We start from the raw sequence: 11,858 nt of genomic DNA on the forward strand, positions 1-11,858 counted from the left end.
GAATGATTGTTTTATTTTGTGAACTTTAATGGGTATTTGACATTTTTATAGTCATCAATACTTGCTTTCAGAGATCCTACAGCCAGTTCCGCCTTCAACAGCATAGGAACATGGTTGGCATCATTAGAAACCCACATGGTTACCCCTTCTTTCTCTTTGAATACCCTTCCACTTTTTACAGAGGGAATAATTTTCAGACAATTAATCGTCCCGAATTTCGTTTTCAAATTTTCTGTACCTACTACTTTTAATTGAAACGGAAACATTTCATCATCAATCCATACATTCATATTGATAATGGTTCCCGCCTTCAGCTCATCGGGGCTTTTACTCCTTAAATAATAAAAACAGGAAAGCATATCCTGAACACCTTTTACAGATTTCAGAACTTTAGAACCATTGGCCGGTGTTTTTTTATCCGTTAAAATCAGGGTATTGTTATCATGATTAAAAACCGTTTCAAGATGCTGTCGATAGCTTCCCTCGCGTACATTTCTTACATAGAAACTCGGTAAGCCGGTCTGTGTGTTGATGAAACTTTCATATAAATCTTCCACCTTGAAGAATGCTTTTACCGCTCCGGTAGTTTGTCCTGTACCTTTTACATACAGATGAGGAACGCCTTTATAGTTAGTTTCTTTTGTAGTAAGGTTAGCGGTTCCTGCATTGAGGAAGCCATAGTGGATTCTGAGAGTAATAGATTCGCCGTCTGCGATATTATCAATCTGGGCTGAGCCTAAAAAGAATATAAATACTGCAAATAGGGTTAAAATTTTCTTCATAACAAGACATTTACAAAAACATTGCCAAATTTAAAATCTTAAATGAGAGATATTTGACAAATCTCAGGTTTTTATTTAGAATCAATTAAATATGCTTCGCATTAAAATTAGTAAATTTGCAGTTACATGTATAATTAAATTATCTAAATTATGATAACCACTGATATATTGATCATAGGGGCAGGTCCTACAGGACTTTTTGCAGTTTTTGAGGCAGGTCTTTTAAAAATGAAGTGCCATATTATTGACGCACTTCCACAGCCGGGAGGGCAGTTGGCTGAACTTTATCCTAAAAAACCTATTTTCGATATTCCGGGGTATCCTTCAGTGAATGCTGGAGAATTGGTGGATAATTTGATGGAACAGATCAAACAGTTCCAGCCTGGGTTCACTTTAGGTGAAACTGCAGTTACTCTAAATAAAGTGGACGATGAATGGTTTGAAGTTATTACCAACAAAGGAACTGTTCACAGAGCAAAGGCGGTAGCAATTGCAGGTGGTTTGGGAACTTTTGAACCTAGAAAACCGACTATTGAAAACATTGCTGATTATGAAGAAAAAGGTCTTGAGTATTTCATCAAAGAACCTGAGCATTTCAGAAATAAAAAAGTAGTTATTGCAGGGGGAGGAGATTCAGCTCTTGACTGGAGTATTTTCCTTGCTAATGTAGCTAGTGAAGTAACTTTGATCCACAGAAGAAATGAATTCAGAGGAGCATTGGATTCTGTAGAAAAAGTTCAGGATCTTAAAAATGAAGGAAAGATCAAATTGGTTACTCCTGCTGAAGTTACAGCAATTAAAGGTGATGGAAAGGTAGAAGCTATTACCGTAGAAAAAGATGGTGAAGAGGCTTACGATATTGAAACGGATTACTTTATCCCATTATTCGGATTGACTCCAAAATTGGGTGATATCGGAAACTGGGGACTGAATATCGAGAAAAATGCTATTGTAGTAAACAATGCCCTTGATTATCAAACAAACATTGAAGGGATTTATGCCATCGGAGATATCAATACGTATCCTGGAAAACTTAAATTAATTCTTTGTGGTTTCCACGAGGCTACTTTAATGTGCCAGAGTGTATACAACAGATTGAATCCAGGTAAAAAATTCGTATTAAAATATACAACTGTAAGTGGAGTAGACGGATTTGACGGTAGCCGTAAAGAAGCAGAGAAGGCTGTTGTGAAAAAAATTGACTAATTTTGCAGAATTATGTCAGATATTAATATTAAAATCACCGACAGAGAAGGTGTAACCCACGATATTCTAGCGCCCACGGATATGTCCATGAACTTAATGGAGATTATCCGTTCCTATGAATTGGCAGAAGAAGGTACTATTGGTGTATGCGGAGGAATGGCGATGTGTGCTTCATGTCAGGTTTATGTAATTAATGATCCTGGTTTGGAACCAATGGGAGATGAAGAAGATGCCATGCTGGCTGAAGCTTTCCATGTGAAAGATAACAGCAGACTGGGATGTCAGCTGCATATTGCAGATGCAATGGAGGGGCTGGAAGTGGAAATTGCTCCTTATCCTTAGAAAATATTTTTTAATCTTAATAAAGACTCCTGAAGACTTGTTTTTCAGGAGTCTTTTATTTCTATCCAGCCGAAAAATTGTTTAAACAATGAGTTGTTTTTTCCTGGTGTTATGGAAAAAATCTACTTTAAGATGGCTGATATCTACCTTTTTTAACGATCGTATACTCTATATATTTGTCTCCATAAACAACGGAAATCAGTTTTAATTTTAAATTTTAAAAGATGAAAGCTTTTACTGTATTATCCATTTTTTCAATTTGTATATGGAGTTGTAATGATGAAAAATATATTCAACCCAACGAACAAACAACAGCGCAAATAGAATTGTTTGCAGAAGTATCACAACCTGTAGGCAATATAGCATATAAGAATTCCGGTGAGTTAGTTTTCAGTAACCATCCATTTTTTGATCCTTCAATAAGGGTAATGCAATATGATCATACAAACAAGCAAACCCTGCCATTTCCGAATCTGGATTGGAATACCCCGAAAACAAATAATGAAAATTTTTTAAGTACCGTTCTGGGAATCAGAAGCGATCATAAAGGGATAGTTTGGATGTTGGATATGGGTTTCAGAAATAATATTACTCCAAAATTTGTCGGATGGAATACCATATCTAATACATTAGAAAAAGTAGTGAAGATTCCTGCTCCTGCCAGCCTTCCAACATCTCAGCTTAATGATTTTACAATATTGAATGACGGAAATACATTTATTATAGCAGATGAAGATATTGGTCCCAATGGAGATGGTAGTAAAGGTGCATTGGTTATAGTGAATATTAACACAGGTAAAGCACGTCGTGTTTTGCAGGGACATTATAGCACAGTACCTGAAAAAAACAGACCTATTGTAGTGGATGGCAAGCAATTGAATATTCCAGGTACTAATAATCCTATTTCAGTGGGTGCAGATTGTATTACAACAGATAAAAATAATGAATGGCTGTATTATGCCCCGTTAAACGGATCCAAGTTATATAGAATCAAGATACAGGATCTGCTTAATGAATTACTTACCGCTGCAGAATTGGAAACTAAGGTTGAAACCTATTCATCAAAAGAAAACAATGGCAGCGCAAGTATTGATGAAGCAGGCAATATTTATCTGACTTATCTGGAAACAAAAAGTATAGCAATAATACCTTCGGATACAAGGAAACCTTATCGGTATACGTCACATCCGGATTTGATCTGGCCGGATGGAGCCAGTTATAATAAGGATGGTTATATGTATGTTCCTGCAACGCAATTACCTTTGGGGGGAGCTTTCAATAACGGACAGAATAAAACAGTTCCGCCATTTCGTATATTCAGATTCAAGCCTATTACGAAAGGGATCTTTGGAAAGTAGACTTAAGCTATTGTTTTTCATTTGTGGAAAACTTATTTCCTGTAAAGAATTTTTAGTCAATATGAATGAAAAACTTGAAAAAAAGAAAACAGCAGAAGAGTAACGAAATATCAAAATAACAGATAAACATATATTTCTCATATAATTAGACTTTTATAATAATAAATAACAATTAATTGATAAAAAACACAAAAATGAAACTTACCAGCTTTTTAATTTCTGCATATTTCCTGTTATTACTCTCATCTTGCAAAAAACAAGAAAATAGACCACGAAACAAAGAAAATAATGGAATAGCGGTATCCGCAAACATAAATGAAAAACAACAAGTTTTAAATATGGTTCGGAAATATACTCAAAGCGTTAATGAAGGAGATCTGCATCCGGAGATTATTGATGAACTTTGGGAACATAGTCCGGATGTTTCCAATATTAATATCCGTGGACATCAAAAAGGATTTGAAGAAATTAAAACAAAATTCTATGCCCCTATATTTGAAGTTTTAAAAGACCGGAATTTACAAATGGTAACAGATGAACGTGAGCCGGCAGTCTATATTTTTGATAATACAGCTGTAGTAGAATTTTACTGGAAGCTTAATGCTAAACTCAAAGATGGAGATAAGCCGGTAAATATGCTGGGTAGAGAAACCCATGTCTTCAGGAAAAAGAATGGAAACTGGAAACTGATACACCTGCACTATTCAGGAATGCCGATAAAAGGGTTTTAAAAAGTTACTTTTATTAGATTACCAGATAGTTTTAAGTTTATCATAGCCTTATATAGTAGTTTTTAATTGGAGAACCAGCAATATAAATGGTACTTATAAAAAGAATCAGCAGAAAAATCTGCTGATTCTAAACAACGTGAATAAAAAAACAGGATGAAAATTTTATCAGGCAAATAACTTCCTCCATTTGGCAATGGTATTTTTGCTCATTTTAAATTGTGTGGCAATCTGGATGTTATTTAAATTGTTTTTCTTTTGATAATCCAATATGTATAATATCATTTCTTTATCATAAGATTTATGTTTCTGATTAATTGCTGTACTGATTTTAGTATCTCCGGAAATAATAGAGTTCAGTCTGATGACCTCTCTGAGTGAAATGGTTTCATTTTTAAGAATATTCCGGCAGCAGTCTTCCTTTTCCGGGAACTTTAATTGTATCATATCCCGGTAAATCTTCACATAATTAGGCTTCATATCGTATTTTTAGTGGTGTGGTATTTATGAACCCATTTATACAGGGTGGTTTTAGGAATTCTGTATTCTTCTATGATCTGATTCTTTGTTTTTGTTCCGTTGTTTAACAGTTCAAGTACAAATTCAATAATTTCTTTTGTATATAAACTTTTCCTGAACTGAGGTAAAGAAGAACCGGTTTTCTCATTGCCAACCTGAGCCCTTGCTGTAGGCGGAGAATACATGATCAGATGTTGGGAATATATTCTGAACAAATCATATTCCAGCAATTTACTCCATTTGAGCAGCAAATCTGATTCAAGAGTTTTACACTCATACATCTGTTCAATCTTGTCGATTGAGCATTTAAAAAACGTACACAATCTTGTCATGTCTATTTCTCTGTCTTTTACACATGTAAGAATCATTTCTCCAATATGGATGTCTTTAAAATTGTATGTCATCAGGGAATCTTTTTGTTAAGAAAAACTTATAAGCAGCGCAGGAAAAGCACATGATATCCTGCGCATTACTGCTTATAAGAAACTAGGATGAAATTATGTAAACTAAAATGAACTATTTCTGGGTTTTATCTGCTTACAATATTCATTATAAGAGATTTTATATTAAACTATATCATTATCTTGGAATGAAAATAATAGAATAATTCACATTTGAATTGGAATTGGTTGTGTCTGTAAAATCTATCATCCAGGTCGGACTGGCACCGCCGCTGGAGCTCATTACATATGAAGCTGCATCTCCTCCTGCTTTTTGATTTTGAATAATAACCGGGATGAAATTGGTAAATGAAACCCCGGTGGCAAGTGGAGGGGCTGCAACAGTTGTAACACCTGACAATGGGGCTGGAGAAACTGATGTTCTATATCCTAATGTACCATCAACCTTGGCTACAACACTTCTTGTATAATCAGTAACATTACTTCCATTGGATAATTGTCTTATACGGGCATTTCCGTCCACATCTAGCTTTTCTGTGGGAGTGGTGGTAGTAAAATCTCCAATGGCAATATTGCCGTTTTGATAAATATTCTGATTGTTTGCAGTCGCTTTAACTGTGGAGTTTATTACCTGCCATGGTTCTAAACCAATCACTTCAGCCTTATTTGTGATTTTTTGCCAGAGATTGGCTGTGCTGTCAAAATAGTAATAGCCTGCTTGGGTAATGTTCACTCTCTGGGTATTTGCATTACCTCCAGTGATATCAGTAATAAAAATGATAGCCCCGTTTTGGTTAGCTCCATATAAGGCATCCCCTTTTGCTGTCAATTCTGCTCTGGTGAGCCTTGGAGCTATAAGACCATCTTTATCTGTTGCTCCTTTTTTGCCCACAATATCTAAGGTTGTTTGTGGTGTAGATGTATTCACTCCTACCTGTGCAAATAACAAGCTTGTTGCCATCAGAGAGAACGCCAAAGTAATATTCTTTTTCATGAAATAATTTTTTATTAAAATTTTTAATGTGTGTCTTTTTTCTATCTTTCAATAGGTTTTTCTCTATTCAGCTGAAAAAGGAAGACCTCCAAATTAACATATCAAAGCTCATGAAAAAACATATAGGTTTTGGAGGAATTCACTTTTTCAATCATTTTACTTTTTATTTCTATTTTATTTGAATATCAATAGTTTATAAAAGCACTATATTCTGAATATTGAAAAATTTCTGAGGCAAATATAGGGGCGTTAACTCGGGAAATACAATACGCAAATCTGCGCAAACGAAAGCAAAAAAGCTTTAAACAGGATGTTTTCGGGGAATATTGTAATTTCTTGCTCTTTCGTCTAAAAATAAAAAATATTTCTTCCAAAAAAAGAAAGGCAGATCATAAACACCAATGATCTGCCTGAGTATGTATGAAAAAAAATAAAGAAAACTCAATAATTAAAATGTTCCCTCAAACATTAATTATTCGCTTTTCATTGTACAAAAATACGGACCATCCAGGAGAAGAACATTACGCAAAAAGAGACAATAGTTTGTAAAAGCTGGCATATAGCCCAAAACTTTAATTAGATGAGTTTTTTTATAGCTTTTTAATCTTATAAATGGTTTTTCGTGCTTAAACACCTGATAAAAGTGATTAGCCGATATTGGAAATAATGATGTACAGATCATCCTGTCCTTTAAGCTCCATTTTTTTACGGATTCTGTAACGTCTGCTTTCCACAGATCTCAGGGTGGTATTGGTATAGGTTGCAATCTGTTTGATATCGAATTTCATTTTAATCAGGGAGCAGTAATTAATGTCTGATAAGTTGAGTTCCGGATATTTTTCTTTTAGAATAAACTGGAAAGAAGGGTAATTTTTTTCAAACTCTATATAAAATGTATTGATATCTTCTTTGGCAAGGTTCACCAGCTTTTTATTATCTTCCGCATCATTTTCAGTTGTATTTCCATCAGGATAATCTATAGGATCTGCATACTTTAGAGGAGTTGCCGGTTCTGAAGTGTTTTTTCCTTTTTTCTTTTTATTAAGATAATAGTAGGAACCTGCAGATAATGTGATAAACATTCCTGCCATAACCAGCATATAAGGAAATTCTTGTTTTTCAAAAGGCTGGTTGATTTCCTCGTTGATTTTGGTGATAATTGAGGCATTATGCCCCTGTATTCTTAACAGTCTTAATTTTTCGGACATATCTTTTGCTTTCCAGGAATAGGTCATCGCATTTTTAAAATCATCCAGTTCTCCATAAGAAGCAGAAATCATAGGATAAACGGTATAAAGATGAAAAATAGCCTGGGATTTCTCTGATTTATCAATGGCTTGCTGAAAGTACTCAATAGCTTTCAGATGATTTCTTTTTATATTTTCTATGGCACCTTTGGTAATCAGACAGTCTACATTGAAATAATAATTGGGGTTTTTTGCAAGCAGACTGTCAGTAATATGAAGGTACATATCTGCTTTTTCAAAATTTCGAGACAGGGCACAAGACCAGCTCAAAGACTGTAATGCATAAATTTGTGTGAATATTTTTAAAGGATTGTTATCTTTTATTTTCAGAGACTCCGTATAAGCCTGTGTTTTTAACATAATTACTTCTTTCATATTATTGCTTAATCCTTCGTTATTAAGGTAAGCGTCTGCCTGAGCAACCAGGATATAAATGGTATTGATATGTCTGTCGTCTTTATTTTTTACATTTTTGTTGAATTCAATACATTTATTGATTAATTTTTTTATCTCATTATTATTGTAATCAAGATGTGCCAGTACTTTTTGATAAATAAGGATGAATCTGCAAAGCATATTGTAGTCTCCCATTTCTTTGGCCATTGTAATTCCTTCACTCAGTTTTTTTAAAGTCACACCATATTTATTTTCCATAAAATAAATTCTGGACTGTTCAAATAGCGAGAAGAGAATACCTTGTTGGTCTTTTTTACTTTTGGAGATATAATATAATTCAGTACTGTAACGGAGAACGTCTTTATGGTTGTCAAATACATCGTTTTTATAGCTGTTGGAAATTAATGCTTTTAGACTGTCACAGGCTTTCTTTCTAACCTGCCCGAAAACAGCCAGAGAGATAAATGTGAAAACAAAGATTAACTTAATATTTAAGTTAAGTATCCTCATATTATTTTTAATTATTATTCTGCAAAAATATCTTTTTAAAGAAAAAAATTAGTACTCAAAACTACGCAAATCAGTTTTTTTATCTACAAAACAATATTTATTCCATATTTGATTAAAAATATAAACTTTATAAGCTAATTGAGTTTTTACTAGTGTTTTTTGAAAATAATATAGATTATTTAATCAATCTAAATCAAGGAAGATGTTCTCCATTAAGAGTTTTTAGTTTGATAGTATTTTTTTTATAAAAATTTAATTTTTAACAAAAATATTACACAATTAAAGTGCCTTGTATTAAGATTATTTGCGTGATTTTGTGTAAAGCTTCACTGGATTATAACCTATAAGTTTGCAGAGAAATACCAACCGCAGGCTTATGAGAAAAATTTTTTCACTTTTCGGATGCATCATATTATCTATTAATATCAACGCTCAGAATACTCCTACGGAAGTAGATAAACTCAGAACTGAATCCGGAGTAGATCCTACCAGAATCAATTCCAGGGCAGGATATTCATTAATGTATTACACAGCTCAGGATAATAACAGATCCATAGTAACCAACAGATTGAATTTAACCTTAGGAGTAAACCGATGGAGCTTTTCTGTAAAGCCGGATATTACGAGTGTAAACGATGGTATTTCAGGATTTCAGACAGGGCTTGGAGACGTTAAATTCAATATCCTTAATGCATTCTATGTTTCAGATCAATATGCTCTTGCAGGATCTGTAGAATTTGGACTGCCTTTTGCAAAAGCCGGCTATGGCTCACCTTACTTTTCAGTTACCCCATCCTTTGTTTTTTCTTATACCATTAATCCGGGGTTTATTTTGGCAGTTCAGCCGCAATATAGTTTTGCTCTTGAAAAAAGTACTCATTTACCAGATCTCAATATGCTCACCGTAAGGGCATTTCTTGCAAAATTTACCAAAACCGGCTATTTCTTTGTTTTCGAACCAAGACCGTCGTATGATTTTGAAAATAAAAGCTTTGATCTTATTATTTCTCCGATTGTGGGAAAATCACTTGGAGGAGGATTTAATCTCATCGGCCTGATGGAAGTTCCCGTGAAAAAAGAAACGATAGACCAACGGGGTATCCTGTTTCAGGTGGGATTTAATAAGAATTTTTAAAATTAAAATATAATAGTATCAATCTCAATGTACCGCTAATGAATAGATTTAAATCTTCTTTTTGCAAACTCTATATGATTTCCCTTTTCATCAGTACATTGACATTTTCTCAAACGGAAGATTCTCTCTCTGCACCAATACAGAAAAGGCAGGAAGATAAGAAAAAAGGATTCCGATATATTGACATTGTAGGGCATACCGGAGTTCATGCCTATACGGGAAAGGGGCTTTCTGACAAGCTTAATCATGGGTATGGAGCGGTAGAAGCCCGTTTCGGATGGTATCCCAAAGATAAGGATAACTGGAGTGGTTTTTATGGAAATCCATCATACGGAGTCGGAGTTTATTCAGGATTTATTGGAGATCCGCAGACATTGGGAAAACCAAATGCCGTATTTGGGTTTATAAGTTTCCCGCTCAGTAAAAAAGCTAAAAGGAACTTTTTATTTTTAAGCCCCAGCCTGGGAATTACTTATGACCTTGAACCTTTTGATCCCAACAATAATGCTGATAATGATGCTATCGGAAGCAGGATGGCTGTTTATTTTGGATTGAGCTTATTCGCTACCTATGTTATCAACCGGGAAATTGATCTTGTTTATGGAGTAGATGTTTCACATTTCAGTAACGGAAGAACAAGTGCTCCCAATCATGGGTTGAATATGATCGGTATTAATCTGGGACTGAGATATAACTACAATGCAGACAGGAAATTCAACCGGGGTAACCTTTACACCTCAGACTCTTTATCCGCAAGATTTTCCCGGAATATAAAAATACCTAATAAAAAGATAAGGTCTGGTGAACTTGGAGTTTATGGTGCTTTAGGATTTGTTCAGAACGATGAAGACAAAGGAAGTTCTCTTCGCTATACAACAGCTTCATTCATTACAGAGTATCGGTATCTTTTCAATAATATGCATGCTGTTTCAGGTGGAATTGACTGGTTTTTGGATCACAGTATAAGAGACAACAGTTCTTCCAGAAATATGTTTGGATTTCATTTCGGTTATGATTTTATGTTCTGGAAACTTAGTGTGAGGCTGCAGGCCGGAAGTTATATCGGCAATAACAATGGGAAAGGTCCTTTTTTCCTTAGACCTGCCATACGATATGATATTTCTCCGCTTTTCTTTACACAAATAGGGCTGAAAACTGTTGATGGAGCAGCTGCCGATTGGGTAGAATTCGGGATAGGAATGAATGTTTTAAAGCGGAAAATACCAAAATAAGATTCATAACCTGTCTTTTAAATAATAAAATATCATATATGAGTTTACAGCGTATCATTACTATAGTTTCTGCATGTTTTTGCTTTCTAAGCTCTGATCTTTACAGCCAGGGGCATTACAACGGAGGAAGTTATAATGCTAATGATTTTTTTATTCCTCCAGCTTCAGGGTGGGTCTTTTCTTTATATTATTCCTATGCGGATATGAATTATCATAACCACTCCGGAAAGCGCGCAGAAAATATCATGATCAGTGAAAATCCTCCGCTTTCTTTAAAAGCAGAACAAAATGTGACTACGGAATCTATTATTCCCATGTTAATTTATTTCGGGAAAAATAAGATTATTAATGCAAGATGGGGAGTTCTGGCGCTTCCTTCCATCAATAATCCCACTTCAGGTATTGCTCTTGATTTTTATTCTGGACAAACAAAGTTGATCAATCGAACGGTTAATTTCCGATCATATGGTTTTGGTGATTTTTATCTGCAGCCGATATGGCTTACCTGGGAAAATAAAAGATTATCTACGACAGTCTCTTATGGATTCTGGGCTCCTACAGGAAAATATAAGGCCAATGATCCTGAAAATTTAGGACTGGGATACTGGTCTCACAATATTCGTGGGGCTTCCCGCTATAAAGCCAGTTCAAAAATAAATGTGATGGGAGCGTTGACCTATGAGTTTAATAGCGGACAAAAAGGAACGGATTTCAAAGAAGCATCCCACCTGACCTTAGATACAGGAGTTTCCTATAATTTTCCCGCGGGACATGAGATCGGAATATTAGGTTTTGGAAATATACAGCTTGAAGATGACAAAGGAACAAAAGCCTCTTTGGAGAAAGATACCACATATGGTTTAGGTATTTACGGATCGTATTGGATCATTCCCGGGAAGCTTGGAACATTAGCAAGAGTAACAAATAATTTTTTTACCCAAAACAGGTTCGGAGGAATTTCATTCCAGATTGGAGTTAATTATTTGTTTTTTAAATAATCATTAACGA

General features: G+C 34.7%; 12 protein-coding genes. 7 read left to right on the forward strand and 5 right to left on the reverse strand.

What is annotated here, in order from left to right; translation table 11 throughout:
• Positions 1 to 11: 11 nt before the first annotated feature.
• Positions 12 to 782: a DUF3108 domain-containing protein gene (locus F3J23_RS18790; protein ID WP_167032598.1), complete on the reverse strand. Its 771-nt coding sequence runs from the start codon at positions 780 to 782 to the stop codon at positions 12 to 14.
• A 150-nt stretch (positions 783 to 932) separates the two neighbouring features.
• Here F3J23_RS18790 and F3J23_RS18795 point away from each other — a divergent pair, with 150 nt between their 5' ends.
• The 4 genes from F3J23_RS18795 (at position 933) to F3J23_RS18810 (ending at position 4,419) form a co-directional block, all read left to right on the forward strand.
• Entirely contained in the window at positions 933 to 1,988 is a 1,056-nt protein-coding gene (locus F3J23_RS18795; protein ID WP_167032600.1) for an NAD(P)/FAD-dependent oxidoreductase, read from the forward strand.
• A gap of 12 nt (positions 1,989 to 2,000) precedes the next feature.
• The gene (locus F3J23_RS18800) at positions 2,001 to 2,330 is read left to right on the forward strand and encodes a 2Fe-2S iron-sulfur cluster-binding protein (RefSeq protein WP_167032603.1); all 330 of its coding nucleotides are present in this window, start codon (positions 2,001 to 2,003) and stop codon (positions 2,328 to 2,330) included.
• A gap of 224 nt (positions 2,331 to 2,554) precedes the next feature.
• On the forward strand, positions 2,555 to 3,688 hold the full coding sequence (locus F3J23_RS18805; protein WP_167032604.1) for an L-dopachrome tautomerase-related protein: 1,134 nt from the start codon (positions 2,555 to 2,557) through the stop codon (positions 3,686 to 3,688).
• Between the two features lie 194 nt (positions 3,689 to 3,882).
• Positions 3,883 to 4,419, forward strand: coding sequence for a YybH family protein (locus F3J23_RS18810; protein ID WP_228455380.1), 537 nt, complete (start codon positions 3,883 to 3,885; stop codon positions 4,417 to 4,419).
• 165 nt (positions 4,420 to 4,584) lie between these two features.
• Here the strand turns inward: F3J23_RS18810 and F3J23_RS18815 are convergent, their stop codons facing one another.
• From F3J23_RS18815 to F3J23_RS18830, 4 genes are all read right to left on the reverse strand, one after another.
• Positions 4,585 to 4,896: a helix-turn-helix domain-containing protein gene (locus tag F3J23_RS18815; protein WP_167032608.1), complete on the reverse strand. Its 312-nt coding sequence runs from the start codon at positions 4,894 to 4,896 to the stop codon at positions 4,585 to 4,587.
• Positions 4,893 to 5,339 carry a helix-turn-helix domain-containing protein gene (locus F3J23_RS18820; RefSeq protein WP_167032610.1) on the reverse strand — a complete coding sequence of 149 codons (447 nt, stop codon included), beginning with the start codon at positions 5,337 to 5,339 and terminating at the stop codon, positions 4,893 to 4,895. Before F3J23_RS18820 ends, F3J23_RS18815 begins: the two co-directional genes overlap by 4 nt.
• A 175-nt stretch (positions 5,340 to 5,514) precedes the next feature.
• A complete protein-coding gene (locus F3J23_RS18825) occupies positions 5,515 to 6,330 on the reverse strand; it encodes a hypothetical protein (RefSeq protein WP_167032612.1) in 816 nt (271 codons plus the stop codon).
• A gap of 647 nt (positions 6,331 to 6,977) precedes the next feature.
• Complete coding sequence (locus tag F3J23_RS18830) at positions 6,978 to 8,483, reverse strand: helix-turn-helix transcriptional regulator (protein WP_167032614.1); 1,506 nt, start codon at positions 8,481 to 8,483, stop codon at positions 6,978 to 6,980.
• Positions 8,484 to 8,859: 376 nt separating this feature from the next.
• Between F3J23_RS18830 and F3J23_RS18835 the strand changes: the two genes are divergently transcribed.
• From F3J23_RS18835 to F3J23_RS18845, 3 genes are all read left to right on the forward strand, one after another.
• Positions 8,860 to 9,618, forward strand: a complete 759-nt coding sequence (locus tag F3J23_RS18835; protein ID WP_167032616.1) for a hypothetical protein — start codon at positions 8,860 to 8,862, stop codon at positions 9,616 to 9,618.
• A 74-nt stretch (positions 9,619 to 9,692) separates the two neighbouring features.
• Positions 9,693 to 10,850 carry an acyloxyacyl hydrolase gene (locus F3J23_RS18840; protein WP_167032618.1) on the forward strand — a complete coding sequence of 386 codons (1,158 nt, stop codon included), beginning with the start codon at positions 9,693 to 9,695 and terminating at the stop codon, positions 10,848 to 10,850.
• 38 nt (positions 10,851 to 10,888) lie between these two features.
• Positions 10,889 to 11,848 carry a transporter gene (locus F3J23_RS18845; protein ID WP_167032620.1) on the forward strand — a complete coding sequence of 320 codons (960 nt, stop codon included), beginning with the start codon at positions 10,889 to 10,891 and terminating at the stop codon, positions 11,846 to 11,848.
• Positions 11,849 to 11,858 lie beyond the last annotated feature (10 nt).

The sequence above is a fragment of the Chryseobacterium sp. Tr-659 genome, from assembly GCF_011752975.1.
Lineage (GTDB): Bacteria > Bacteroidota > Bacteroidia > Flavobacteriales > Weeksellaceae > Chryseobacterium.